The sequence below is a fragment of the Sporosarcina saromensis genome (assembly GCF_054901285.1).
Window position 1 is genome coordinate 1,291,970 of the sequence record NZ_CM142738.1, and the last position, 25,922, is coordinate 1,317,891.

At 40.9% G+C, this 25,922-nt stretch carries 30 protein-coding genes and 2 riboswitches; of the genes, 14 read left to right on the forward strand and 16 right to left on the reverse strand.

Annotation, left to right across the window (positions count from 1 at the left end):
* Nucleotides 1–8 precede the first annotated feature (8 nt).
* The 4 genes from ACVHUV_RS06405 to ACVHUV_RS06420 form a co-directional block, all read right to left on the reverse strand.
* On the reverse strand, nucleotides 9–269 hold the full coding sequence (locus tag ACVHUV_RS06405; RefSeq protein WP_462086472.1) for a hypothetical protein: 261 nt from the start codon (nucleotides 267–269) through the stop codon (nucleotides 9–11).
* A 182-nt stretch (nucleotides 270–451) separates the two neighbouring features.
* Nucleotides 452–1,369, reverse strand: a complete 918-nt coding sequence (locus ACVHUV_RS06410) for an MBL fold metallo-hydrolase (protein ID WP_462086473.1) — start codon at nucleotides 1,367–1,369, stop codon at nucleotides 452–454.
* Between the two features lie 88 nt (nucleotides 1,370–1,457).
* Nucleotides 1,458–2,075, reverse strand: a complete 618-nt coding sequence (locus ACVHUV_RS06415) for an NAD(P)-dependent oxidoreductase (RefSeq protein ID WP_462086474.1) — start codon at nucleotides 2,073–2,075, stop codon at nucleotides 1,458–1,460.
* Between the two features lie 111 nt (nucleotides 2,076–2,186).
* Nucleotides 2,187–3,572, reverse strand: coding sequence for an MDR family MFS transporter (locus ACVHUV_RS06420; protein ID WP_462086475.1), 1,386 nt, complete (start codon nucleotides 3,570–3,572; stop codon nucleotides 2,187–2,189).
* A gap of 196 nt (nucleotides 3,573–3,768) precedes the next feature.
* On the opposite strand from ACVHUV_RS06420, the gene ACVHUV_RS06425 reads away from it, so the two are divergent.
* Entirely contained in the window at nucleotides 3,769–4,293 is a 525-nt protein-coding gene (locus ACVHUV_RS06425; RefSeq protein WP_462086476.1) for a D-glycero-alpha-D-manno-heptose-1,7-bisphosphate 7-phosphatase, read from the forward strand.
* 171 nt (nucleotides 4,294–4,464) lie between these two features.
* The gene (locus ACVHUV_RS06430; protein WP_462086477.1) at nucleotides 4,465–4,833 is read left to right on the forward strand and encodes a nuclear transport factor 2 family protein; all 369 of its coding nucleotides are present in this window, start codon (nucleotides 4,465–4,467) and stop codon (nucleotides 4,831–4,833) included.
* Nucleotides 4,834–4,900: 67 nt separating this feature from the next.
* Here ACVHUV_RS06430 and ACVHUV_RS06435 read toward each other — a convergent pair whose 3' ends face one another.
* Nucleotides 4,901–5,785 (reverse strand): DMT family transporter, encoded by an 885-nt coding sequence (locus ACVHUV_RS06435; RefSeq protein ID WP_462086478.1) that lies wholly within the window; start codon nucleotides 5,783–5,785, stop codon nucleotides 4,901–4,903.
* A 220-nt stretch (nucleotides 5,786–6,005) separates the two neighbouring features.
* Nucleotides 6,006–6,113, forward strand: a riboswitch (TPP riboswitch).
* 98 nt (nucleotides 6,114–6,211) lie between these two features.
* On the opposite strand from ACVHUV_RS06435, the gene tenA reads away from it, so the two are divergent.
* Together tenA and ACVHUV_RS06445 are read left to right on the forward strand one after the other, a co-directional pair.
* Nucleotides 6,212–6,895 carry a thiaminase II gene (gene tenA, locus ACVHUV_RS06440; RefSeq protein ID WP_462086479.1) on the forward strand — a complete coding sequence of 228 codons (684 nt, stop codon included), beginning with the start codon at nucleotides 6,212–6,214 and terminating at the stop codon, nucleotides 6,893–6,895.
* 282 nt (nucleotides 6,896–7,177) lie between these two features.
* Nucleotides 7,178–7,498 (forward strand): YuzC family spore coat inner layer protein, encoded by a 321-nt coding sequence (locus tag ACVHUV_RS06445; protein WP_462086480.1) that lies wholly within the window; start codon nucleotides 7,178–7,180, stop codon nucleotides 7,496–7,498.
* A gap of 293 nt (nucleotides 7,499–7,791) precedes the next feature.
* On the opposite strand, the gene ACVHUV_RS06450 is transcribed toward ACVHUV_RS06445, so the two are convergent.
* Complete coding sequence (locus ACVHUV_RS06450) at nucleotides 7,792–8,826, reverse strand: EAL domain-containing protein (protein WP_462086481.1); 1,035 nt, start codon at nucleotides 8,824–8,826, stop codon at nucleotides 7,792–7,794.
* 329 nt (nucleotides 8,827–9,155) lie between these two features.
* Here ACVHUV_RS06450 and ACVHUV_RS06455 point away from each other — a divergent pair, with 329 nt between their 5' ends.
* Nucleotides 9,156–9,410 (forward strand): hypothetical protein, encoded by a 255-nt coding sequence (locus tag ACVHUV_RS06455; RefSeq protein WP_462086482.1) that lies wholly within the window; start codon nucleotides 9,156–9,158, stop codon nucleotides 9,408–9,410.
* A gap of 76 nt (nucleotides 9,411–9,486) precedes the next feature.
* Here ACVHUV_RS06455 and ACVHUV_RS06460 read toward each other — a convergent pair whose 3' ends face one another.
* Nucleotides 9,487–10,248 carry a YibE/F family protein gene (locus tag ACVHUV_RS06460; RefSeq protein WP_462086483.1) on the reverse strand — a complete coding sequence of 254 codons (762 nt, stop codon included), beginning with the start codon at nucleotides 10,246–10,248 and terminating at the stop codon, nucleotides 9,487–9,489.
* Complete coding sequence (locus ACVHUV_RS06465) at nucleotides 10,245–11,366, reverse strand: YibE/F family protein (protein ID WP_462086484.1); 1,122 nt, start codon at nucleotides 11,364–11,366, stop codon at nucleotides 10,245–10,247. Before ACVHUV_RS06465 ends, ACVHUV_RS06460 begins: the two co-directional genes overlap by 4 nt.
* 262 nt (nucleotides 11,367–11,628) lie before the next feature.
* Here ACVHUV_RS06465 and ACVHUV_RS06470 point away from each other — a divergent pair, with 262 nt between their 5' ends.
* The 4 genes from ACVHUV_RS06470 (at nucleotide 11,629) to ACVHUV_RS06485 (ending at nucleotide 13,373) form a co-directional block, all read left to right on the forward strand.
* Nucleotides 11,629–12,042, forward strand: coding sequence for a universal stress protein (locus ACVHUV_RS06470; RefSeq protein WP_317944045.1), 414 nt, complete (start codon nucleotides 11,629–11,631; stop codon nucleotides 12,040–12,042).
* Between the two features lie 78 nt (nucleotides 12,043–12,120).
* Nucleotides 12,121–12,528, forward strand: a complete 408-nt coding sequence (locus ACVHUV_RS06475) for a hypothetical protein (protein ID WP_462086485.1) — start codon at nucleotides 12,121–12,123, stop codon at nucleotides 12,526–12,528.
* Nucleotides 12,529–12,583: 55 nt separating this feature from the next.
* Entirely contained in the window at nucleotides 12,584–12,808 is a 225-nt protein-coding gene (locus tag ACVHUV_RS06480) for a hypothetical protein (protein ID WP_317945609.1), read from the forward strand.
* 73 nt (nucleotides 12,809–12,881) lie between these two features.
* On the forward strand, nucleotides 12,882–13,373 hold the full coding sequence (locus ACVHUV_RS06485) for an antibiotic biosynthesis monooxygenase family protein (RefSeq protein WP_462086486.1): 492 nt from the start codon (nucleotides 12,882–12,884) through the stop codon (nucleotides 13,371–13,373).
* Nucleotides 13,374–13,540: 167 nt separating this feature from the next.
* On the opposite strand, the gene ACVHUV_RS06490 is transcribed toward ACVHUV_RS06485, so the two are convergent.
* Together ACVHUV_RS06490 and yiaA are read right to left on the reverse strand one after the other, a co-directional pair.
* Nucleotides 13,541–13,762, reverse strand: a complete 222-nt coding sequence (locus ACVHUV_RS06490) for a hypothetical protein (RefSeq protein ID WP_462086487.1) — start codon at nucleotides 13,760–13,762, stop codon at nucleotides 13,541–13,543.
* Between the two features lie 236 nt (nucleotides 13,763–13,998).
* Nucleotides 13,999–14,469, reverse strand: a complete 471-nt coding sequence (yiaA, locus tag ACVHUV_RS06495) for an inner membrane protein YiaA (RefSeq protein WP_462086488.1) — start codon at nucleotides 14,467–14,469, stop codon at nucleotides 13,999–14,001.
* A gap of 455 nt (nucleotides 14,470–14,924) precedes the next feature.
* On the opposite strand from yiaA, the gene ACVHUV_RS06500 reads away from it, so the two are divergent.
* Complete coding sequence (locus ACVHUV_RS06500) at nucleotides 14,925–15,311, forward strand: SET domain-containing protein (protein ID WP_317945593.1); 387 nt, start codon at nucleotides 14,925–14,927, stop codon at nucleotides 15,309–15,311.
* Between the two features lie 142 nt (nucleotides 15,312–15,453).
* Nucleotides 15,454–15,576 carry a hypothetical protein gene (locus tag ACVHUV_RS06505; protein ID WP_317945591.1) on the forward strand — a complete coding sequence of 41 codons (123 nt, stop codon included), beginning with the start codon at nucleotides 15,454–15,456 and terminating at the stop codon, nucleotides 15,574–15,576.
* A 55-nt stretch (nucleotides 15,577–15,631) separates the two neighbouring features.
* Here ACVHUV_RS06505 and ACVHUV_RS06510 read toward each other — a convergent pair whose 3' ends face one another.
* The gene (locus ACVHUV_RS06510) at nucleotides 15,632–15,823 is read right to left on the reverse strand and encodes a cysteine-rich CWC family protein (protein ID WP_462086489.1); all 192 of its coding nucleotides are present in this window, start codon (nucleotides 15,821–15,823) and stop codon (nucleotides 15,632–15,634) included.
* 245 nt (nucleotides 15,824–16,068) lie between these two features.
* Here ACVHUV_RS06510 and ACVHUV_RS06515 point away from each other — a divergent pair, with 245 nt between their 5' ends.
* The 3 genes from ACVHUV_RS06515 to ACVHUV_RS06525 all read left to right on the forward strand — a co-directional run bounded on the left by ACVHUV_RS06515 (nucleotide 16,069) and on the right by ACVHUV_RS06525 (nucleotide 17,675).
* Nucleotides 16,069–16,524, forward strand: coding sequence for a DUF2975 domain-containing protein (locus tag ACVHUV_RS06515; RefSeq protein ID WP_462086490.1), 456 nt, complete (start codon nucleotides 16,069–16,071; stop codon nucleotides 16,522–16,524).
* A 34-nt stretch (nucleotides 16,525–16,558) separates the two neighbouring features.
* Nucleotides 16,559–16,771 carry a helix-turn-helix domain-containing protein gene (locus ACVHUV_RS06520; RefSeq protein WP_317945585.1) on the forward strand — a complete coding sequence of 71 codons (213 nt, stop codon included), beginning with the start codon at nucleotides 16,559–16,561 and terminating at the stop codon, nucleotides 16,769–16,771.
* Between the two features lie 76 nt (nucleotides 16,772–16,847).
* Entirely contained in the window at nucleotides 16,848–17,675 is an 828-nt protein-coding gene (locus ACVHUV_RS06525; RefSeq protein ID WP_462086871.1) for a DUF817 domain-containing protein, read from the forward strand.
* 392 nt (nucleotides 17,676–18,067) lie between these two features.
* Here the strand turns inward: ACVHUV_RS06525 and ACVHUV_RS06530 are convergent, their stop codons facing one another.
* The 5 genes from ACVHUV_RS06530 to ACVHUV_RS06550 all read right to left on the reverse strand — a co-directional run bounded on the left by ACVHUV_RS06530 (nucleotide 18,068) and on the right by ACVHUV_RS06550 (nucleotide 25,900).
* Nucleotides 18,068–19,255: an MFS transporter gene (locus tag ACVHUV_RS06530; RefSeq protein WP_462086491.1), complete on the reverse strand. Its 1,188-nt coding sequence runs from the start codon at nucleotides 19,253–19,255 to the stop codon at nucleotides 18,068–18,070.
* Between the two features lie 57 nt (nucleotides 19,256–19,312).
* A riboswitch (purine riboswitch) is annotated at nucleotides 19,313–19,412 on the reverse strand.
* 381 nt (nucleotides 19,413–19,793) lie between these two features.
* Nucleotides 19,794–21,011 (reverse strand): dicarboxylate/amino acid:cation symporter, encoded by a 1,218-nt coding sequence (locus ACVHUV_RS06535; protein ID WP_462086492.1) that lies wholly within the window; start codon nucleotides 21,009–21,011, stop codon nucleotides 19,794–19,796.
* Between the two features lie 124 nt (nucleotides 21,012–21,135).
* Complete coding sequence (locus tag ACVHUV_RS06540; RefSeq protein WP_462086872.1) at nucleotides 21,136–22,146, reverse strand: LLM class flavin-dependent oxidoreductase; 1,011 nt, start codon at nucleotides 22,144–22,146, stop codon at nucleotides 21,136–21,138.
* A 988-nt stretch (nucleotides 22,147–23,134) separates the two neighbouring features.
* Complete coding sequence (locus tag ACVHUV_RS06545) at nucleotides 23,135–24,361, reverse strand: M20 metallopeptidase family protein (RefSeq protein ID WP_462086493.1); 1,227 nt, start codon at nucleotides 24,359–24,361, stop codon at nucleotides 23,135–23,137.
* A gap of 126 nt (nucleotides 24,362–24,487) precedes the next feature.
* Nucleotides 24,488–25,900 carry a YfcC family protein gene (locus ACVHUV_RS06550; RefSeq protein ID WP_462086494.1) on the reverse strand — a complete coding sequence of 471 codons (1,413 nt, stop codon included), beginning with the start codon at nucleotides 25,898–25,900 and terminating at the stop codon, nucleotides 24,488–24,490.
* Nucleotides 25,901–25,922 lie beyond the last annotated feature (22 nt).

The following is a 25,922-nucleotide window of genomic DNA, read 5'->3' on the forward strand; positions in this document are numbered from 1 at the left end:
GGCTTCTTTCAATATCGGGCTTGTTGTAACCGAAGGACGTCGGCTTTTGTCTCTAACAGTTCATTCGATAGGATGGTCACTTTGCCGTCTACTTTACGAATCTTTTCACTTAGATGATCTTCCACGGTGTCAATGCGTCCCATAACTTCAAGGTGATTCGACTCAACGACAGTACGTAATTCTTTCAAGTCGGATTGGTTTTCCTTTACAAGATAAGACAATTCCGTAATGGCTTGAAGAATGACTTCATTGCTAATAGATTGATTCAATTTTTTCACCTCTTTTACAATGAATGGTTCTTTGAATAGCATACCACAGTTCGACAAGAAAGTTCGAAGTAAATTGTTGTAAGTTATAAACGTAGAGTGCGGTCTTCTAAACGATTAAGTTTAACATCCTTCATATGTGATCATTGTTGGCGTGAAATGATACATAAAACTCGAGTTGTTCGTTACAACCAGTATGTTTCTCCAATGCGTAATGTCAATAAATCTTTATCATCCAGTTTCAATCTCTTCCACTCTGCTTTTAGCCGTTCAAGCGCTTCTGGACCGGTGTCGTCTGCTAAATGGTAGGTTCCGTAATGCATAGGGATGAAAGTTTTAGCTTCTACTTGTAAAAAAGCTTTCACTGCTTCTTCTGGATTCATATGACTTTCTTTCATAAACCATTCGGGCTCGTAAGCTCCAATCGGCATTAATACGGTTTGGATCGAAAATTTTTGAGCAATGTCGGAGAAACCTTTAAAATACCCTGTATCCCCAACGAAATAGATCGATTGAGTTTCGTTTTCAATGATCCAGCCACCCCAATGAGAGGTGTTCGTGTCTGTCAAAGTTCTTTTCGTCCAATGTTGTGCAGGGACAAACGAAAACGTTAGTCCATGATACTGAAATGCATTATACCAATTTCCTTCAATGAAATGATCATAACCGCGCTTGGAAAAAGCATGTCCGAGTCCAATTGGTACATAGAAAATCGGATTGCCTTTCAATTGTTTGATTGTATGAAAATCTAAATGATCATAATGGCCATGGGAAATGAACACGCAATCTATGTTGGGTAAATCTTTTATATCCATCCCTGGCGCAGTTAAACGTTTTTGAAACCCCATGCGATTTGCCCAAACCGGATCCGTTAAGAAATTCAAACCGTTCATTTGAATTAAAAATGTTGAATGGCCAATCCACGTAATGGATGTTTCTGATTGATTGGCATGGAGTTCTTCAAGCTGCACTGGAACATGTTCGATATGAATACTTAAATCTTTCTTCTTTTGTCTCCGTTCCTTTTGCCAACGCCGAAAGTCATTAAACGTTTTTGTCGTATTTACTTCATCTAAATTTGTATAGCGATGCTTACGAAACATGTAAATACCCCCTATGGTCAAACAATGGAGATTACTAGAGTAGGAAAATATAGTCTTATGAGTATCGGCGTCTTGTGCAGTATTCGTTTTAATAGGCAATGCCGACTCGACACATTATCCACTTATCTTGAGTAACTACATCATATGCGAAATGAGCTGTATCCCCAACAGTTATCTCCTTGCCTCCTATAGGCAACAGATTTTCTTCAACACGATAGTTTCCTCTGGCGGCACCATCAGGTAAATAAGTGGGGCAGACGATCGTCCAGTCAAGTCCAGAAGCACGTAGCATCTCATATACTTGACGGTGCTGATCCGCAGCGAACGTTAAACGACGTTTCGATTCACTCGTCTCATAGCGGAATTTTCCAGGCTCGGTGCGACTAGTTAAGATACCAGCGGTCCCAATTGTCACGATCCGTCGAATAGCTGCATGTTCCATTGTTTGAATTATGTGCGGCAATGCATCCGTTAATGTTGTTGTCTTATCCGTGGAGAGTGCACTAACGACTACATCTGCTCCCTTTATAGTTTGCTCAACTGCTTGGAAATCCCTTGCATCGCCTTGAATAGTCGTCACTTGTTCATGTTTATCCAACTTACTTGGATTGCGAACAAGTGCGGTTATCGTATGGCCATTATGGATTGCTAATTGTAAAATTTGTTGACCGACTCTCCCCGTAGCTCCGAATAAAGCAATTTTCATTGCAATTCCCCCTGTTTATTTATAATAAGTTAATAAAGATAGATCTCCACGACAACTTTTTCGGAAATATGACACCGTCTTACATTTCCCGGGAAATGTTTACACGATTAGCTAAATTGTTTTAGAATCCCTTATAACAAAAGACAATAACAAGCCAAAAACAGCGATATATCCGGCTACATGAAACGCAACATTAACGCCTTGAATGGCTCCTGAAATTGAATCGCCTGTAGCTGCTGTTATGGTGATGGCTACAAGGACAGCAGTCCCAACTGCTCCTGCAATCTGACGGAACGTATTGTTCATAGCCGTTCCGTGTGCTATTAAATGATTCGGCAACTGATTTAAGCCAAGCGTTGTAGAAGGCATCATTACCATGGAGATACCAATCATACGGATTGCATTTAACACAGCTAAATAGGTAAAGGTTGTGTCTGCCGATAAGTTCCCAAACATAAACGTTGTCACAGCTAAAATGGCGAAACCGATACGCAATAACCACTTTGCACCGAATTTGTCAAACAACGAACCTGATACAGGATTCATGATCCCCATAACAATAGCGCCGGGTAATAGCATTAAGCCTGAATGAAAGGCGTTAAATCCAAGTAAGTTTTGCATGAATATCGGTAAAATTACGGTAGCTGCAATCATGGAAGCAAATACAATCATACCAAGTGCTGTCGCCAAGCTGAATATCGGATATTTAAATACGCGGAATTCTAAAATGGGTTGTTCCAAATGTAATTGCCGTCGGATGAATACAACGAGTGCGATTGTTCCTACTGCAAGGGAGATACCGACGTTCAAATGTAGCCAACCCGTATTCCCAGCAACACTAAATCCGTATAACAAACCACCGAAACCGAGTGTAGAGAGCAAGATCGACAAGCTATCCATCTTTGGGTTCGTTAATTTTGTAACATTCTTTAATAAGAAATAGGCAGCAATAATAATGAGAAGCGTAATGGGAATGACAACATAGAAAACACTTCTCCAAGCGAAATGATCAACAAGATACCCAGATAAACTAGGCCCGATCGCAGGTGCAAAAGCAATGACAAGCCCATACATCCCCATTGCCTTTCCGCGTTGTTCAATCGGGAATAGAAGGAACATGATTGTTTGTAGAAGTGGCATCATAATACCGGCGCCTGCACCTTGAAAAATCCGACCAATTAATAAAAATTGGAAGCTCGGTGCAATGGCAGCGATAACGGTACCTGCAGCAAAGATACTCATCGCTGTTAAAAACAGCTTACGTGTCGTAAACTTTCCGATTAAAAAAGCAGTCACAGGAATCATAATGCCATTGACGAGCATGAAAATAGATTGTAACCATTGGACCGTACTTTCTGACACGTTAAGATCTCTCATAATCGGCGGCAATGCAGTTGCCAAAAGCGTTTGATTTAATATCGTAATGAATGCACCCGATAATAAGACGGCTAACAAAGGAATGTTCTTTTTGAAATCGAATGCTTGAGTGTTCTCCATAATTGATAAGCCACCTAACAATTTTTTCTTTTGCTTCTTCCGTAGTAGACGTAATTTTACTAGACCTCCATGTGGTTGTCTATTTATGTGGCAGTTTAGTCACTACAGGTACTATAAACACCTTTGAATCGAAATACGTTTTTCGAACCAAGTATTGGGCATGCTTGAAGTAATAAAAATGAAGGTGAGTGATAGGATGAACAAAGCTGTATTCCTGGACCGTGATGGGGTTATCAATGAAGTGTTGACAGATCGTGTGAAATTCGTGACTCGCTCAGACCAAATGTATTTTTTGCCAGGTGTAGCCGAGGCTATACGACTATTCAATCAAACATTTGACTATGTGTTTGTTGTCACCAATCAAGGAGGCGTTAGTCTTGGTTTTATGAAAGAGGCACAATTGCAGGCAATTCATAGCGATATGATTACGTCATTGCAAAAAGAAGGGGCACTCATTCAAGAGGTAGTCTATTGTCCACATAAACCAAAATCAGGTTGTGCATGTAGAAAACCGAACAGTAAGCTCATTGAGGACTTAGCTCGAAAATATGATGTGGATGTAAAGTCCTCTTACATGGTAGGTGATACGGATACAGATATTATTGCAGGAAAGAAAGCCGGGACTAAAACGGTGTTCATTGGTAAAAGCGATCCTTTGGCAGACGCAGTATACCCGGATTTATTACAAGCAGCTCACTGGATTGTTGACGATGCTACTTAATAACGTATCATTACGCAAACATAAAAGTATGGGTACTGATAAAATGCCTATTGGGTGGAGTTAAACTCCTACTTACTATTTAACAGTAAAGGGAGGAGTTTCGCAGTTGTTGTTGAATGTTTATACATGTGTGGTACACAAATCATGACGTGTATAGAGAGGATGTATATTATGTCACAAAAAGAGCTAGCAGTGACCTTTCTCCAACAAATTGTTAGCGGAAAGATTAAAGAAGCATTTGACGATGCAATTCACACCGAGTTTATTCATCATAATGCCTATTTTGAGGCCGGCGCGCAGTCATTAATGAAAGCAATGATGGACAATGCTGAGTTAAGTCCAAACAAACAATGGACGGTTGTCCAAGTAATTGAAGAAGAGGATCGAGTCGTGATTCATTCACATATACAACAGAATACCGAAGATCTTGGTGCAGCTGTAGTACATATTTTCCGATTTCAAGAAGGAAGGATTATCGAAATGTGGGATGTCGGCCAATCCGTTGTAAGTAATTCACCGAATGAACAGGGCATGTTTTAATTGTAATTAGAAAAGGAATCAAGCGATAACAGTTGCTCGATTCCTTTTGCTTTTGTTTACACCTCATTTAATCTTTAGGCGTCACTAGTTTTTCTTTCGCAGCGTCACCTTCTTTACCTCTTAGAAACATATAGAAAGACGCACCGAAAATGATGATATATCCGATGATGCTATAGACATCCGGTAGTTGTCCGAGAAAAGCAAAACCAAATAAAGCGGTGAAAACGACAGTAAAATAGTTGAATACGGAAATTTCTTTTGCTGGGGCAAATTTGTAAGCTAATGTAATGCCAAATTGGCCGATTGTAGCGGCTAGTCCAGCGAGTAATAGGTATGCAGTCTGCTGCCAGGTCATGGGCTCATAATGATAAATTACGAAAGGCAACAAGATGATTGTCGTGAAACCTGAGAAGTAAAATACGACCGTGTAAAACTGCTCTCGATTGCCTAGTGCTCGTAATACGGTGTACGCTCCTCCGGCGAATATAGCGGAAAGAATGCCCGCTGCATAGGGCACGATATCAAGCGAGAATGAGGGCTTAATAATAAACAACGTACCGAGAAAGGCGACAAGTATGCTATACACTTGAAATGGTTTCACGCGTTCTTGTAAGAAGATTGCTGCAAAAACGATCGTGAAAAATGGGCTCATTTTGTTCAACATATCTGCATCCGCTAACACAAGATGATCGATTGCATAAAAGAGTAAGATGATGCCAATTGCACCTAAAACTGAACGTAATAATAGCAATGGTTGGTTCTCACGTTTCCCTATTAGTCTTTCTTTAAAATGTAGGACGAAGAATAGCGATATGAACATTGATACGCCATTTCTGAAAATGGTTTTTTGTAAAGTTGGTACATCACCTGACAGCTTGACGAACAATGTCATAAGAGAAAAGCCGAATGCGGATGCCAATAATAGTAGAATACCTTTGTTTTGGTTTGTCATAAGAAGCCTCCGGTATTTGAATACATACGAATTGTATGTTACCACAATCCATTCTTCAAGAGCAGGTACATGCTTCATTTGCTTCGAGTTGACGATTTCATCACACCAACGTGAATGTAAAGGGAAGAGGAACTCAGTGATTGTTGGAAAAAAGTCAGACCATTCCCCTGACTTGTCAAACTCTTTATCTATGTTATAGTGAAGTTGAAAACTAAAAAGAGTTAACCACTGGGGGAGTCTTTGTGAAAGACTGAGACGTGTATGAATATGCGGACCCTTAGAACCTGATCTGGCTCATACCAGCGTAGGGAAGTGGACCGCACGTCTTCCATGGTTATTCTACGCCGATTTGCGAGCCGCTTTTTCAACGTATGTGTTGAGGGAGCGGTTTTTTGGTTTTCTACAAAAACTAGAGGAGTGGGTAAGATGACGTTGTGTAAAGAGTTACGAGTAGAGTGTGACGCAATTTTTGAAGCCAATTTCAATCATCCGTTTATTGAGGAGCTTGCTACAGGCACATTATCGGAAGATATTTTCAAAGAGTACATCCTTCAAGATTCCTATTATTTACAGCATTACGCAAAGGTACATGCATTAGCAGCCGCACAAGCAACAGATATGCACACCGTAAGACGGTTTGCACAGCATGCAGAAGGGACATGTGGAGCTGAAATCGATCTACATGAAAGTTATTTCAGCTTATTGGGCGTGACAGAACAGGATTTAGCAAAATTCAAACCAGCACCAACTGCTTATGCCTATACTTCCCACCTCTATAGAGCTGCAATGGAAGGGGATTTAGCTGCAACATTAGCCGCATTATTACCATGCTATTGGGTCTATTATGAGATTGGCGAACGGTTAAAAGAGGCAACTCCGAATCATCCGATTTACGACAAATGGATTGCGATGTATAGCTCTGAGTGGTTTGAACAATCCACGAACGAACAAATTGAACGACTAAACGAACTCACAAAAGATTTATCTCAAAAACGTCGTGCAGAAATTAAAGCACATTTCATAAAAAGCTGTCACTATGAATTACAGTTTTGGGAGATGGCCTATACAAAGCAAAATTGGGATTTAGAGAAAGTGGAATTGCAAGTGTAGACAGTCGATTTTGCCAATCCTATTCGGACGATTGTTCACTAGCTGGAAAACTTTTAGTCCTTGTACACTTACTTAGATAGGTAATGAAAGGGAGAGACGATACGACTGGATCTTCTCCCTTTCATTCTCTACGAATCAGCACAATGGAATTTGCGCTACATATACTGTAAGAACCGCGAAAAGGAGGAAAGGAAGCTGTATTATTGGTATCATCCTTATTTCGTTCATATCGCTTATCCCCAACTGCAACAAGTTGCCCGTTCAATCTTAGAGGCAAACAACTTGACGGGAATCCCGAACGATTCAAATCCTTATCCGCCTGTCGATCCTACACGATTGCACCAGTCGGCAACGTATTCCATGGAGTTAACAAAGCACGCAAACCAACTTGTTACTAAAATTTCTCAGTCAACCACATTTGCAAAGGAACTCATGACGGCTGCACAAAAATCTGATCAGCGTAAAGTTGACGAAATGATTGCGTCAGTTGGAATTCCTTCGAAAGTGACTACAAAGTACACGCCGAGTGGAATCCGATTCGTACTCCATAAAGAAGTCGATGGCGCTGTTTGTTGCGAAGTATCAATGATTCTTAATTGGTAGGCATATGAAAAAGAATAAGGAGGCTGGGACAAAACTCTAAATAGACCGTTCCTCTGCGCTCCAAAAGGCACGCTTTCCGCGGGGCGCGCTTGAGCCTCCTCGTCCTCTGCGCTTCCTGCGGGGTCTCAACATTCGCGCTACAATCCCGCAGGAGTCGGCCTTTTTCCGCTCCGTTTCACTCAAGAATTCGAAAAGAAACATTGGGAAAATATAAAAAAACTGCATGACGGCGAATTAGCCATAATGCAGCTTTTTTATGATATGTCCCAGCCTCGCTTTTTTGTTGCTTCTATTTACTGTATTGCATGAACCTGTTTGATAGGTGTTGCATCAGGTTTTCCGAATAAGTACCCTTGAAAAAGATCATAGCCCATTTCTTGCAAATAGCGTAAATCGCTAGCTTGCTCAATTCCTTCAGCAAGTGCAAGTGCGCCAACCTTATGTGCTAACCGCATCACATTTCTAGCGACTTTTTGCTTCTCGGCATCTACACTTACGCCATCAGCAAACTCTCTTGCAAGTTTGACGAAATCGGGTTGCATGCGAGCTAACAACTCTAAATCATTGAAACCAGTTCCTACATCATCTAGTGCATATTTTACTCCGTGCGTACGATAATAATCCAAGATGGACAGCAAGTGTGCCATATCATCGACTTTATCTGTCTCCACAACTTCAAATACGACATGCTCAGGACGAATGCCTGCTCGTTGAATTGCTGCAAACGTCGTTGCCAAACAATGTTCAGGCACATAAATGGAAGTTGGTATGAAATTGATGAAAATTAGTCTGTCTGCAACAGGTGCTGCATTTTTAATGGACTCCAATCTACATAGTCGATCAAGTGCAAACAATCGATTGCGTTTTCTCGCGGCTTCAAAAAGGTGGAACGGAGCAATCAATTGACCTTGGTCATCAATCCCTCTACTCAACAGCTCATTTCCAACAATATGAACTTCATGATCGAGCATCTTGACGATCGGTTGGTAATGTGTACGAATTGATTTTTTCTGAATGATTGCATCAATCCAACTGGCCTCACGTTCAGATTGAAATGACTTGATTGGTTTTAATTTGTTTAAGTCTCGCATCGGATCTTCTTTGTCTGCTTTTACTGCATAAATTGCCTCGGCATCCATGTGAGTTTGAACATAATCCATTAAGTCAAATAAAACAGGTTCAAGCGCCCAAAACATCCGTTCATTCAGCTTTTGCCACGTAGTTTTCGGATAGTCTGTAAAATACTTCACTAACAAATCCATGCGTTGTTCATTTGAAAAATAGATGGTATAGCCAACGGTCTTAGGATTGCAAAGTTCACATGTCATTCGAGATCTCCTTTTTAGTTACCGACTTGCCACTGTGTCGTTTGTTACGAAACGTGGCTTTTTTTGTTTCAAGCTCATCAAAGCACTCAAATTGTGAATAGCTAAATGTGCTTGTATGATGTTGCTAATATGTACAAGCCATGTGTTTCAGTATACGTGTATGCCAGTTAAGATTCTATTAATAAGACAAGATTTGTAGCAGATGGAGAAAGATTTGTGTGAAGGCGTGTAGATGCAAGTTATGTAATTCGCTAATCGTTAATGAGCCATGCGTGAATTTTGAAAAGTAGGGTATTCTAACAACAAAACAAGAATGGAAGGATGGTACGATGAAGAAAATCAGTTCTGTATTTTTATCACTTTTACTACTCGTAGGTTTGGCAGCGTGTAATGTTAAAGAAAATCGAAACCAAATGGGCGGCGTTGATAAATCCCCGGAAATATTGAAAGAGCCAGGTCAACAAGATGAAGATAAAGTAGAAGATACTACAGACGAAGATGCAACCGAAAAACAGGACGAAGATGCAACCGACAGTGAAGCAGATGAAAACGCTGAAGATGATGGTGAAAGCGATTCAAAATAAAATGGGCACATGTAACCGCCCCGCAATAAAAAAGGAATCCAGTCCCGCATAATGAGGATTGGATTCCTTTTATGTGTCAATCCACGTCTTCTTTCAGCAAATAGTTTGCGCTTATCCATGAAGTAATCGGGATGACGACAGCGATGCCCGTCCCAGCGCAAAAGATAAGCATCATCTCTGAACTAAAGATTTTGGAGTTTACAATTTCACCAACGGAATACGATAAATCCTTGAACCAGATGAGTAACGCTAAGTAACCACCAAAAAATGCGAAAAATAACGTATTCGTGTCTGTGCTTAAAAGATCTCTTCCAATATCGATACCTGAGTGATAGAGCTCAGTTTTTTTGATCAAAGGATATTGTTTGCGCATCTCTTGCAACGAAGCTGCAATCGAAATTGCGACATCCATGATCGCGCCGATTGTGCTCATGATGATGACTGACACACCGATTTTCATAAAGTCGATACCAATGTAAAGTGAGTAGCCACTAATCGCTTCTGTTTCTTCCTCCCCAAAACCTTGTATCATTAATGTGTTAGATACAAATACGATGAATACAAGCAGCAAACTAATCGTAATCATCGTTGAGATGAAAGCGATGACCGTTGTCCGGTTCACTTCATTAATGAAAAACAAACTGATACAGCCTATTAATGCACTCGCAATAAACGTTAGGATAATTGGGTCAAAGTCCGGATTTAGCATTAAGGCTAATGTAAAAAAGAAAACGCCGAAGTTCATGAATAATGATAGAAAGGAACGCAATCCTTGTTTGCCGCCAATCCAAACCATTAAAACTAATAAAATTAAAGCAAGCAAAATGAGCACATTCATAAGCGAGCCTTCTTTCGTGTAATGAAAAATAATGTCGTATACACACCGATTGGTATGGTAAGAACGATGCCGATGCCACCAGCTAATGCTCGAGCAATTTCTAGTGAAAGGTTCATGGAAAAGGTAAATCCTAACGGTGTTGCATTTTTAAAAGATAAGATGAGCATAGGGAGAGCACCACTAATATACGCGAAAAACAAAATGTTTGTAATCGTTCCCATAATCTCCCGACCAATTGCCATGCCTGAACTTCGTAACGTTTTCAATGATATTGTTGGGTTTTTATCATACAATGCGAAAATGGACGATGACATTGTAATGGCAATATCCATGATTGCACCTAAAGAACCGATGAATAGACCTCCCATGAAAACAAGTTCATAGGGACGCGTCAGAAATTGCATTTCTTCATATCGTAAACCATTCCCAGATGTCACCGAAATGACGACGTACGTAATTGCTAGTGATAAGAACGTGCTTAGTAATGTTGCTACGATCGCTGCATACGTCTTATCTGTAAACCCACTTACAAATACTAACGAAATACATGTAAACAAAAGTATGCAGACACCGCAAATGAGCAATAAGTTAATAGAAGAATGTTTGATGTAAACATCTAATGCAAAAGATAAAATGAATACATTGATGACAAAACTACAAATTGCAAAGAATCCACTCCGTCTGCCGATAAGGAGTAAGGCAAAAATGAAAATCCAAGCAATGAGTAATACGTGCTTGTCCCGTTTCAAGTCAGTAATTGTTCCTGTTAACGTTGGGACATCTCGTGTAGTTGTTTCTAACTGAATGAATACCTCGTGTCCCACTCGATACGCTTGGTCAAATGCGCCTGAATAAGAATATTCATTGGTCAATTGGACATGTTGTCCTTTCTCAATGCCGTTTTTTACGATAGCCTCAATCTGTTGCACAACGAGCAAATCTTCATTGCCATGCCGATCTGTCATCGGTGTCTCTTCTTCAATCGATATTGCGGTAATTTCAGCAATGGAACGATTGTATAAAGAATAATTATGATTGACGAATAGTACTGAGGTGATAAAACAAAAAGCAAGGAGGGTATAGTAAACCATTTGTTTACGTGTGAATTTTTTAAACATAAATTAATCACCTCGACAGAGTAAATAGATCGTAAGGGAAAGATCGCATAATGATTGTATGACCGCCAAAACACGGACAATAAGCTAGTATCACTTTACAGAAAGCGAAGCAGTTATGCAAAGGATAATAGTGGGGGTTAATGCGAGTAGAACGGGTATAGAAAGAAAGGAGATTTGCCAATCGCTTTCATTGAAATCTTATGGAGGTTTGGTAAAATCGGTGATATTATTCATAAACAAACAAGTGATGAGGTGGTTGAGGATGAATATTGCGGTAGCGGTAGATGGTTCTGAAAGTGCTATTCGGGCAACGTATCATGCGCTTATGCTCGTCAAGCATTTGCCGGATACAAAGTTAGAAATCATTTTTGTGACAGACTTTAATAAAGTCGAAGACGAGCGTCTGTTGACACAAAGCCCTGAGAATTTAGCGGCTTATCAACGAAAAAATGTAAATCCGATTGTGAAAGTTGCTCAAGAAGCAGGCGTTGAACCGACCGTTACCTTGTTGAAAGGCCAAACAGGTCCAACAATCATCAAGTACGTCAACGCACATGAAGTGGATCAGCTTGTTATCGGAAGCAACAGTTTACATGCTTTTAAAGGCTCTGTTTTTGGAGACTTTAACCAAAAAGCAGTAAAGCGTATGAAATGTCCAGTGACGATTGTAAAGTAAAGCTGTATGTGGCTCGACTGATGAAGTGCAACAGTATTTTCGATACTCAAAAACAATATTATGGAGTGACTGAACTAGATGAAATTACTAGATGAATTAGTAGACATTTATTTGCAAGGGCCGCAGGCGGAAATGATGTCCGTATTGGATACTCGCACTGGAGATATTTTATTGGACGCACCAGAGTCGCTAACAGGTGAGCCTCCAATTGATTGGGATGACGAAGAGTCTTGCTTTTTAGTTGAGATTCCGACCGCTTCTTCTGCGGAAATGTTCGAAGTCATGGTTGTGTTTACGAAGCAACAACCTGAACGTATTGCTGAATTGTTATTCACAGCATTAGACGGAAGAAAACCTTTTAGACGTTTCAAGGATGCTATAAATAACGTTGGAATTGATCAACAATGGTATGATTTTGAACAACTTTATGCCACAGAAAAGATGCAGGACTGGCTATCAGCAGTATCCATGCAGGAGAATCACTGAAACTTTTTCCCCGTAATTGACGTATAGAGGGAAAAGATCAGTGAGGAGGCGGCACGTGTTCACTGTCATTCTAGCATTTATATTACTAAGTCCACTCTATTTGTTTTTGATCCTTCAATTCAACTATCCAAAAGATATGATGATTTGGGCAGAGCGTTGGAAGTACGATACGGAACCTGACTTCTCGGATGAATCGATTAAAATTGTAAAAATAAAAGCGATTGTAGGCATTATTTTACTCTCTTTACTATTTATTTTTTGGTTTATAAGTGAACTGTAGTAGGTGGAGTGAAAAGAAGTATGGCGGCAAAATAACGAGAGATGCCACAAAATAGTACGAGGAGGAATTTGGAATGAAGCTATTTAAGTGGATTGGATCTAAGCAAGAGGCACATGCGATTTTGAAGGATTCACGTACGCAAGAGGTCGTTTGCTTACAAAATAACGAAGAAATGCTGCTTTTACAAGAAACAATGGAGGCGAGTATTCCTGTTACTGAAACCTATGAGATATTGGATCGTACAGGAGCTTTGCAAAATAACTGTTTTGCAGTGTTAAACAATATCCCTGTCACGGAAGAAGGAAGGGCACAGTTTGAAGAACGATTCCGCAACCGAGCGGGTTTGATTGAGGAGGAACCGGGCTTTATTGCGATTCGTGTCCTTCGTCCATTGCAATCAGATACGTATGTCATTTTAACCCTATGGGAAAATGAAGAATCGTTTGCGAACTGGCAGCAATCGAAAGCCTATTCAAAGGCACATGCGAAACGGGGGACTGAGCAAGGGATCGATAAGCGTCCCAATCTATTTCCACGCCCTTCATTCGTCACGACCTATCAATAATTCTCTCAAAAGAATGATGGCCATCAACGCATTGGCCGCTTGAACGAAAAGTGTATGCTAAAGAAACAGTCTATCTTGAACCACGTCACTAAAACGTCTAGTTAAAACAGAATATAGAAAAAGAGCTGATCAAACGCCTATCTGATCGGCTCTTTCTCATGCAAACATTATCTTCTTTTCTTACGATCATCTTTCCCTGGCACCTTGCTTTTTTCCACGATTTTTTCAAATTCTACATGTACAAAATACTTACTATCAGACACTTGTTCAATACTTAACACTTTTCCATTTCGCCCTTTAATCCTTATCGCTTCGTTCACTTCAGGTATTCTTCGTAAAACTTGGTTCAGAACAGCGATGTTATTTTCAACAAAATGAATAGCAAACATAGACTCGTCCCCTTTAAGTATGAATGTTGGTATACACTCATCTTATGATGGTGGCGACGATTTAGAACATTTGATATGAATAAAGAAAAAGTTGCAATCACATTGATTTATCATCTATTCCCATCGGAAAAGCTGAAAAAATTGAATAAACGAGTACTAAATAAAATATGCGTCAACGTTGGTTTTCAGGATTGTTGACGCGGTGTGTACAGTTATAAAATTTTATTTTAAAACAATCAATCCATATTTCTAGCTTTCTGTGTATCTCGTACATTCTTTTGAACAGTGATTGCAGCAAAAATACTCAACACAAAAGCCATACCATAAAAACCTTTTTCACTTAAGACGATACTGCCTGCATTATATAAGCCAATCCCCATTAACAAAATCGCGATAAGGAGTGCGAACCAGCTGAGTCCATAATAGATGTTGGTCACAGGGACACCTTCCTCTTTATCTCGAACTGCCTTTTGTAAAGAGACTGACGCATAAAGACCAAAAATCAATACAACAAAGTAATAGCCTTTTTCATTCAGCTCCATCGTTGCGTTAAACAAGCCGATGAAGTAAGCCAGTACCCCAATTAACAATGCAGCAATGGATGCGCCCTTAAACGCTACAGTTGGCTCGCCTTCTCTTTTTTCAACTTTTATTTTCAAATCAGCGTCTTTTTCTTTTGCAACGGCTTCTTCTTTTAAATTCGTCACGTGACTCCCTCCCTTTAAAAATATCATATCCAAACGATTCGCCATCGGCAACCTTTTCATAATTATTAGTCTTTTATCATTAGGACAAGACTATGATTATATAAAGAGACTGATCGCTAGTACGTATAAAACCCTATCTTGAGTTTATGAATTAAAAAGTTGCTGTAGAATCATTGCTACTGCGAATCTTTCCGATCACGCTAAAAGGATGACCTTCCACTCCTTAAACAGAGGTTCCGTCTAAAGCAGGACTACTTTCGGCAAAAGCAGAGGTTGTCTACACACTATGTCCTCATGCTCAAAGCTATATTTGTAAAGCGCAAAACAGAGCCGTCGCCCGCGTGGAAAAGCACTAGTATAATGAACGGAATTCATCAAAAAGTAAAATATTGCGCTAAATTTACGTATAGATGTTATAGTTAGAAAGTAAATTCTACAAGTGAGCAGGTGACAGCATGATCGAGATAAAATCATCCTCGGTAAGTGATGGGGAATTCAATAGAGGCGTATTTGCAACATGCGACATTAAAAAAGGTACGTTGTTACACGAAGCACCGGTGCTAGCGTATCCAAATGCTGAGCATGAACATATTGAAAAAACATTGTTGGCTGATTATGCCTTTGAGTATGGTGTGAATCATTCCGCACTTTTGCTTGGTTATGGCATGTTGTTCAATCATTCCTATGAGCCCAACGCAACATATTCAATCAGTTTTGAGAAACACACTTTTGACTTTTTTGCCTATAAAGACATTGCTGCAGGAGAAGAGATCCTTATTAATTATAATGGCGATGAGGATGACAAAGAGTTGCTTTGGTTTGATAAAGAGCAGCCAGACTAAGCAGCATGAAGGTTACAACTAAACGCTATGGATAGGCAGAGATGCCTGTCCATAGCGTTTTTCAGTAGGAGATCATATGTTTACTTTCTAGAGGATAGGGAATAGATAGAAGGTAGTGTGAAACAGAAAGTAGGTGATGGATATGACGAAACTATGGAACTTTATTATGGATAATAAGCTTATTACCGTTTCAGGCATTAATAAGAAAATGGCTGAAGAAGAAGCCCGTAAGATTTACGAAGAATTAAAACAAAATGCCTCCTAACATGCACCGGCCAACCAAAGGGCTGGTGTATTTTTCTTTGGAATTATGCTGGCATTCATAATTTTTCTTTGAACTGATCAAGACACCCTTTGCAAATACACTTTTTGTATAAATCCTCCTCTTCAATTGCTTCAAAAATCGCATGTGGAAAAGTCTCTTCGGTGCACCAGCACTCTCCCAACGACTTCTCTCTACCGTAACAACAATTATTTCCTTGACCACATATCGGACAATGTTCGTTCGTCATGAAAAATGCACCTCATTTTTCTTTTATTATAGCAGTCTGGACGTAAGCTTGCTTTGCATTTCTTTTCGGACTCAGCTGTCATTCGAGCGTCCTGATTTCTTACAATGCGAAACATCCTCTTGCGCAAGTTGGTTGCCAACATTCTTCACTTACAAAATTGTAATGTCATTTATCGATAATTATTTATTGTTATTCGATAAAACTTATGGTAAATTCAAGTGACATTAACTAGATGAGGTGCTTAAATGAAACGTGAAACGCTCTTTCTTAAATTAATCGTAATTTTAATGGGACTCCCAGTGCTTGCTTTATGTATATTAGTTGTCCCAAAAATCGGTAGTTTTGCGGCAGAGTTAGTTCCATCTATGCCAGTTATGAAATTACTCGTGCTTATTGTCATGTATGCTGCTGCCATTCCATTTTTCCTCGCGCTGTATCAAACGTTTAAGTTGCTCAACTTCATTGATAACAATGAAGCGTTTTCCGACAAATCTGCTAAAGCTTTGCGCAACATTAAACACTGTGCATTGTCAATTAGCGGTTTCTATGTACTTGGCATGCCTCTCTTTTACGTAATGGGAGAATTGGACGACGCGCCAGGCATTATTTTAATTGGCTTACTTATATTATTTGGCGCACTTGTCATTGCAGTTTTTGCAGCAGTGTTAGAGAAACTAGTAACGAGTGCGATTGAAATGTAATCCGAAAATGATTTGACGGTTTGAGGTGACTACATTGGCAATTATGATTTCAATAGATGTAATGCTAGCTAAACGTAAAATGAGTGTAACCGAACTATCAGAGAAAGTCGGCATTACAATGGCAAACCTTTCAATTTTAAAAAATGGCAAGGCAAAGGCAATCCGATTTTCTACGTTGGAAGGGATATGCAAAGCTTTGGACTGCCAGCCTGGAGATATTTTGGTGTACCAAGCGGATGAGGAGTAACGGAAAATAGATTGTTGCGGATTAAAAGACTGTAATCCCTTTAGTAGATAAGGATTAGGAAAGAACGGTGATTGTAATGAAAATCTTAACGAATTACGGGAAATTAAGTGAACAACCTCCTAAACTGACTATCAAACATTGGTGGGAACAACTTGTCCGCTTTGGTTGGATTCAAGCGCAATCCTGTCTATTTCCGGTTGTTATATTCGCTTCTTTAGCAATTACAAAGTTTCTACCACTTCCGTTACTGCCTCGTTACGATGGGCTGCTCATCCTATTTCTTCTCATGCAATGGTGGATGGTGCGTGCGGGACTCGAAACGAGAGATGAGTTAAAAGTTATCACACTTTTTCATGTCATCGGACTCTGTTTAGAAATTTTCAAAGTCCATATGGGGTCGTGGGCATATCCAGAAGAAGGCTACTCTAAACTATTAGGTGTCCCGCTATACAGCGGTTTCATGTATGCAAGTGTAGCCAGTTATCTCTGTCAAGCATGGCGGAGGATGAAAGTAGATCTTATTAATTGGCCGAAGTTCTATTTCGTTGCGCCTCTTGCTCTCGCAATTTACTTGAATTTTTTCACTCATCACTATTGGTGGGATGTTAGATGGTGGTTAGCAAGTTTCGTGTTAATGGTCTTTTGGCGAAGTTGGGTGAGCTATGAAGTAGGAGGGATTCGTTACCGCATGCCTCTCTCCATCTCCTTTGTACTCATCGGGTTTTTTATCTGGATTGCAGAAAATATTGCAACGTTCTTTGGAGCATGGAAATACCCAAATCAAGCAGAGGTATGGCGTTTAGTCCATGTCGGCAAAGTGAGCTCATGGCTCTTATTAGTCATCGTCAGTTTCCTAATTGTAGCGACATTAAAGCGAATAAAAGGGAAAAATCCAATTAGATAGTAGAGTTTTGATTAATTTTTCAGTATACTATAAGAGGAATTGTTCTAATAGGGAACTACATAAAGCTTTTTGAGAATAAACGATGAGGCTGCCTATTCTATTTTCGGGGGGCAATGGATGATGAATTTCTTGAAAATGAAATTGTATATCGAGTTGCTTGCCCTTTCCTTTGGGATAGTAGGGATTGTATATATCGTTCCGATGCAGGTCTTTGTAGAAGGAAAGCCAAGAATTCTAACACTCTGTATTCTGATGTTTCTTTGGTTTGTAATTGTAACGCACAACATGACGTTTCATGAGTTGTGGGACAAGTGGTTTAGGAAAAATAATAGGCGATAAAAAACAACGACTGTCTGAAGGAACTACACCTTAAGACAGCCGTTGTTTTTATTTTATTCATAAACCGTTTGCTTTTGGGCTTTTCTGCTGCGTGTTTTTTCCACTGCAATGGACAACGAAATCGCAGCACAAATGAACGCGATGAGCACAATAACTCCACCGACAGAAGGCATAACGGTCACACTGCCTGTCTGATTATATACGACACCGCCAACACCCGAACCGAGTGCAATACCGACTTGAAGCGCTGAATTGTTAAAGCTTTGATGGATATCGGATGAAGCAGGATCACTTTGGATAATGTAATCTTGTTGTGGTGGAGCTAAACTCCAACTTAACGCGCCCCAAATGACCATGATGATGAGAAAGACAGGAGTTGAGAACGTCATGTAAGGTAGAATGAACAGGCTAAGTGCAAATGCTCCAAGGATGAACAAGATACTCTTCGTTGATCCAATTCGAGAAGCTAAACTGCCACCGAATGCTCCGCCACTCACTGCGGCTAACCCAAAGATAAAGTAGAAAATACTAATCCAGTACGGACTAAGTTGCATTGTTTCTTCTAAAAAAGGCGTAAAATAGGCATATACTGTATAATGCCCCGCAAGCATGAACATCGTTGCCAAATGTGCAAAGATGATCTTTTTATTGCCAAGAGCTTTCACTTGCTCAGAAAGCGGTTGGACATGCCCAGTAGGAATTTCGTCAAGAAACTTGCTGATTAAAGCAATCGATCCGAGTGACAGGATAGCGATGCCTAAAAAGACAGAACGCCAACCAAAAGCATTGGTTAATACAATCCCAATAGGTACACCAAGAACTAAAGACGAACTGATCCCCATATAAATATATCCTAACGCTTTCGCCCGTTTTTCAGGCAGTGAAATGCGCGCGGTAATTGTTAAGGATAAAACAATTACAAGAGCCGCACTCGCAGCTGTAAGTACCCGAGCCACCATCATCAATGTGAAAGTAGGGCTGAAATAGGTAAAGACATTGCCGATAAAGAACACTGACAAGGCAATCAAATAAAGTTTTTTTCGTTCCATTTTGGCAGTAAGCGACAGTAATACGGGACCCGCTACTGCATAAACGAGCGCAAAAATCGTAATCAGTTGACCTGCTGTCGCAATGGAAACATGTAAATCATCTGCAATCACTGGTAAAATACCGCCTACAACCAACTCGACTAAGCCAACCGTAATCGCAGCAATCGCCAGCAAGAATACGCGAATATCCAAAAATATCTCCTCCAACTACACATATAAACCTATATTTTGGCAATAAAAAATCCCCTGATTACAAAAAATAAATTTTGTAATCAGGAGATATCGGTTCCTGGTAGAGACCCTCGAACCATCTTATCGAGGTTATACATGCAAATGCTATTAAAATTTTCTATTGACCAATTTAACATGAATAAAGAAAAATAACAAGAGGCTATTCATCCAACCACCGCATAACCAAGCGAAAAGCGGCAAACTTTATCCAAACGAGGCATAACCGGGCCAAACGCGGCATAAACGCCGCATAGCCAGTCTCGTTAAATAAAATCCTTAGTTTGTCAAATGCATTTAGCGCGACACCAACTCCACCAACAAAAAAATCCCGCGCTCACAAGTAATTAAAGCAGGGAAATTTCTCTGTAACTGCTCATGATACTCTTAAGTACGCAAACTTCGTTCAAACTCCGCATAACCGAGCCGAACGCAGCAAACTTCGTCCAAACGCCGCAAACTTCGTTCAAACGGGGCATAACCAAGCAAAACGCCGCATAACTCAGCGCCGCCTCTTCTCCTGCTTGTCGACCAATACCGTTCCAACTAAATCACCTGTTACATTTAATGCGGTTGCACCCATACCAATCAGCGCGTCAATAGCTGTCAGCAGAGCGACCGCTTCCATTGGTAAACCAAGCTGAATAAAAACCGTTGAAATCATAACAATTCCTGCTCCAGGCACACCTGCTGTACCAATAGAAGAAAGCGTACCAATCAAGACAATTAGGATCATATCCGTTAAATCTAACGGCTTACCAACGATATTTGCTGCGAAAATGGCAGAAACCGCAATGCGTATCGCAGCGCCATCCATATTAATCGTTGCACCGAGAGGCAAGCTGAAACCGTACAAACTTTTCCGAATACCCATGTTTTTTGCTGCATCCAATGTAAGCGGCAGCGTACCTGTACTACTTTGTGTAACAAATGCCGTCAATATGGGCGTACGTACAAACTTAAAAAAGTGAAGTGGTTTTACACGGAAGAGAATGAGAACAATGACATAGAGAATGATGTGAACAAACAATGCAATATAAAACACGCCAATCATACCCCCAAGTGAGAAAAGGGTATTCAGTCCTTGATTACCGACAGTTTGAGCAATAATCGCGAAAATCCCAATCGGAATATATTGCAGAATGGCTTTCAAAATTACTAATGTGGCCTCATTTAATGCTGAAATCGTACCTAATAGCGATTCGCCAGCATCCCGAAGTTCTTCTGATGAACGCATGACAGAAATGGCAATACCGAACGTTAAAGCGATAAAAATAATTCCCAATAAGTTCATTTCGGTGAAAGCTTGTACAAGATTGGAAGGGACGATGTTAAGAAAAACGCTGATAATCCCAGGGTGTTCAGGTGTGTCAAACACTGCATTTTCAGTGAGCTGCATACCGGAGCCGGGTTTAAAAATACTTCCAACAACCAGTCCGACGACGATTGCCAATGCCGAGCTTACTGTGTAGTAAATGAAGACCTTGCTGCCCATACGACCAAGGTTTGTGACGTTTGTTTGATTGACTCCGACGATGAGTGTTAACAAAATGAGCGGGATCATAATAAAAGTGAGCAACCGTAGTAGTAAATCACCAAGTGGCGCAAGGACACTTGCTTGTTCTCCGAAAAGGATACCAACGAGAATCCCTAAAATTAACGCTGTACTAATTTTTGTAATTAATGAAATACGAAGGTAGGAATGGAGCATTCTTTTCAAATCTTCACCTCCTTGATATAAGGAATTATTTATTTTAATACTTAAAACTTTTGAGTCACATACTATAACCGTTTAATTCAAAGTACAACACCTTTGACATTCATCAAAGGTGTTAGGTATTCAATTAATTCATCATTTCAGCAATGATTTCAAACGAACGAAGTCGATCTTCTTGATAATAGACTGGCGAACTTAGAATGAATTCATTCGCTTTGGTCTGATTTAAAAAGGCTTCCAACTTTTTCTTTACAGTATCAGGACTTCCGATAATCGTTGCAGGGGACTCAATCATCTTAGCCGCTGATGCTTGTTCGTGAGGCGTCCATACAGCAGTCGGATTATCAATGGGTGGCTTGAATTGTGTTGGCATGCCTTTTCCTAAACTAATAAATTGTTGCTGAAGTGAAGTGGCTAACCAATGCGCGCGTTCATCCGTATCTGCTGCAACGATGCTTACTCCCATCATTGCATAGGGTTGTTGCAAGTCTTTTGATGGTCTAAAGTTTTGGTGATACAGTTGCAATGCTTGCATCGCATAGGCAGGCGCAAAATGGCTTGCAAATGAAAATGGCAAACCGAGTTGTGCTGCAAGTTGTGCGCTGAAGCCACTTGAACCTAACAGCCAAATTGGAATATCTTGCCCTTCACCTGGAAATGCACGAACTCGCGCACCTGGTTCTGGATGAAAATAAGATCTGAGCTCAGCTACTTGTTGCGGAAAGTCTTCACCTGTACTTTGAAGAGTTCGGCGTAATGCGTAAGCTGTCGCTTGATCACTTCCTGGTGCACGACCTAACCCAAGGTCAATTCGACCTGGATGCAGTGCCTCAAGTGTGCCGAATTGCTCAGCAATCACGAGCGGCGCATGATTCGGTAACATGATACCACCTGCACCTACACGTATATGTTTTGTTGCGCCCGCGATATGCCCAATCAGAACCGAAGTAGCCGAACTTGCCACGCCAGGCATGTTATGGTGTTCGGCTAACCAATAACGGTTAAAACCTAACTTTTCTACATACTGTGCAAGTTGGACACTATTTTTAAACGTTTGTGTCGGATTACCGCCTTCATTAATGGGTGCCAGGTCAAGAACAGAAAGAGGGATGCCATTAAATCGTTTTGTCGTTGCCATCAAACGTGTTCACTCCTTTGTATATGAAAAAGAAACAAGCTTACTATTAGTAACCTTGTTTCTTAAACTACTATTGTTTGGTGTGGAAATCAATCTTGTTGCTTGAGGAGGCTGGGAGAAGGGGAGTCTCATTGAAAAGTGTTTTGTTTCGCAACACAACGTAACTCGGTCGCATCACACGTAACCCGTTCGCATCACAACATAACGCGCTCGCAACACAACGCTCGCTGCGCATCGCAACGTTAACTCGTCGCATCGCAACGTTAACTCGTCGCATCGCAACGTAACCCGGTCGTATCACAACATAACGCGTTCGCATCACAACGCTCGCTGCGCATCGCAACGTTAACTCGTCGCATCGCAACGTAACCCGGTCGTATCACAACATAACGCGTTCGCAACACAACGCTCGCTGCGCATCGCAACGTAACCTCGTCGCATCGCAACGTAACCCGTTCGTATCGCAACATAACGCGCTCGCAACACAACGCTCGCTGCGCATCGCAACGTAACCTCGTCGCATCACAACGTAACCCGTTCGTATCGCAACATAACGCGCTCGCAACACAACGCTCGCTGCGCATCGCAACGTAACCTCGTCGCATCACAACGTAACCCGTTCGTATCACAACATAACGCGCTCGCAACACAACGCTCGCTGCGCATCACAACGTAACCTCGTCACATCGCAACGTAACCCGTTCGTATCACAACATAACGCGCTCGCAACACAACGCTCGCTGCGCATCACAACGTAACCTCGTCGCATCACAACGTAACCCGGTCGTATCGCAACATAACGCGCTCGCATCACAACGCTCGCTGCGCATCACTTCACTTCACTTCACAATATATATAACCCCTTCACATTCAAAAACAAAAAAACTGCATAAAACCAAGGTAACAAACCTTGATTCCAAGCAGTCTCAAAACGGCACAGTACAAAATAGTAAACAAATTTATCTAATCAACGTCACCTATGCTGTCATTATGCCTTGTGATGCCCTTTCAACCATTCAATTGCAACACTTGCATGTAAAGCAGCCCCGTATTTAAAGATGCTTTCGTCTTGCTTCATGCGTGGATTGTGGACAGGCGCATCGCCTTCTTTTCCAGTGCCTAAAACGACAAATGCAGAAGGGACAAGCTGAGAAATATACGAAAAATCTTCTGATCCGCTCATTGGCCCGTTGTCTATCAGATTATCTAGACCCACCACATCTTGTAAAGCCGCGCTAATCTCATCAATGAACCCGGGATCGTTGTACGTTGTCGGAGTGTGGAATTCTGTTGTGCTATACTCACCACGCCAAGCTTTCACCGTGTGGTCTATCATTTCAGGAATGCGACTACACAGATGATCACGTGTTGTTTGATCATAACTCCGCATATTTCCACTCAATACAGCTTTATCGGGAATGACATTCGTCACTGTCCCACTGTTCATTGAACCGATTGAAAACGTCACATTATGATTCGGAGGAACTTCACGTGTGAATAAAAGATTTAAACTCGTGTATAGCTGATTCATGATCATATTGGCGTCAATTGTCTTATGGGGTTGCGAACTATGACCGCCAGAACCTTTAATATCCACAATGTACGTGTCCATCGCTTGTGTCAGTGTACCCTTTGTCACGGATAACGTGCCCGCTTCCTGGTCAGGCATAATGTGTATCCCGAACGCAGCATCCACTTTTGGGTTTTCAAGAGCGCCATCGTCAATCATTAGTTTTGAACCGTATCCCCATTCTTCACCGGGTTGGAAAAATAATTTTACAGTTCCTTGTAATTCATTTTCACGATTCTTCAAAATTTGAGCAGCGCCTAACAACATGGCGACATGCGAATCATGTCCGCATGCATGCATGAGACCAGGTTTTGTCGACTTAAACGTCGTTTCTACTTCTTCTTCAATCGGTAATGCATCCATATCGGCACGAAGTAGAATGCAAGGAGTGCCTTGACCGATTGTTGCGATTACACCTGTACAATTTGCTTGTTCCGCAAATCCAGCACGGGCATATTTTTCACGCACTTCAGGAGGAACAACACCGCACGTTTTGTGTGCAATCCCCATTTCATCAAGACGTTGTTGAATGAACTTTTGCGTATTTGGAAGGTCGAAACCTAACTCGGGATGTTGATGCAAATAACGGCGGTCATTAATAATCTGCTCTTCATAGCGCTTTGCTTCTTCAAGAATAGTAGTCATCTATCGTTCTCTCCTTTATTCGTAAAATAATTGAGGATCTAGTAGAAATAGTGAGAGGCGTCGTGCTCACATTCTAGCACGTCCGCCTTTCTCAAATTACGGCATTACAATGAATAATCGCACCGATTAGTGTGGTCCTAATCCAAGATAATTTGCAATGACAATTAATAAAAATGCAGCGAAATGTAGTAACAGGAATAACTTCATTGAAAACTTAACCCATGCTGAATAACTTACGTTGGACATTCCTAGAGCAGCCATTAATCCACCAGATGTCGGCCATAAGTAGTTTGTAAAGCCGTCCCCAAACTGATAAACGACAACCATTACTTGTTGATTGATACCTAAAATCTTTCCTAATGGCCCCATAATCGGCATAAGAATGACGGCTTTTCCGCTTCCTGAGACGACAAAGAAATTAAAGAAGATGACGACTAGGAATAACACGAGTAACGTAATGACAGAGCCTGTATTGCTCAATAATCCTGATAATGCATGGACAGCCGTATCAATGATTTGCGCTTGTGTCATTAATATCATGACCGAACGTGCAAAACCAATTGCAAGTGCAGTAGGGAGAAGTCTAGCAGCGCCTGTCCCGAAAGTCGTCGCAGCTTCACTCGGATTAATACGCAAAATGATGACTAAGAATACGGCGTAAATTGCATAGACAGCAGATAATTGAGGCATGCCCCATCCAAGTTGGATCGCACCGAAGGCACTACCGACTAAGACGCCTACTAGTCCTAACAATGCAATTTTGCGAGGGAGGGTAAAAGCTTCCTCTTCGTACTCCGCAGATTTTGCTTGCTCCAATTGCTCGCTATATTCTTCTGCAACAATACTCTTTGTTGGATCGGCTTTTGTTTTATTCGCATAGCGAAGAATGTAGACAACCGATATGGCGATAAAAATGACCAATGCGATGATTCTGAAAATTAATCCCGAGTAAATCGGCAAACCAACGATAGATTGGCTGACGCCCGTCGTGTAAAAGTTAACGGCTCCAGCAGTGAAACCGATCGCTAAACCGACTGTTGACGTAGCAAAGGCGGTAATTCGGTCATAGCCCATTCCCATGACAACCGCCATAGCGAGGGGGATGAAAGGAATTCCACCTTCACCAAATCCAATCGTACCCATAATTGCAAACACTGTTAGTAAGACAAAAATAATTAGTTTCTCTTTACCTTCAGCTACTCGCAATAATTTATGAATACCCGCTGCAATGGCACCCGACTTCTCTAGAATGTAAAGTGCACCACTTGCAAACAACAGCATGACGATAATATCAGCGGATTGGACGACACCGTTATGGAGCGCAGTAAAGAAGTCCATAAATCCAATAGGATCTGATTTCTCGACGTAATTAAACACGTCCGTGTTCAATTTTACTGCTCCTGTCACAGGATCTTCTACACGCTCATATTGTCCGCTCGGTACAATCCAAGATAAAGCGACAACAAGAAGCATAACGATTAGAAACATAATATACACGTGTGGAAAGTTAAATCCTTTACGTTTTTTCTCTTGCTTCATTCAAAATTCCCCCTAAACCCTT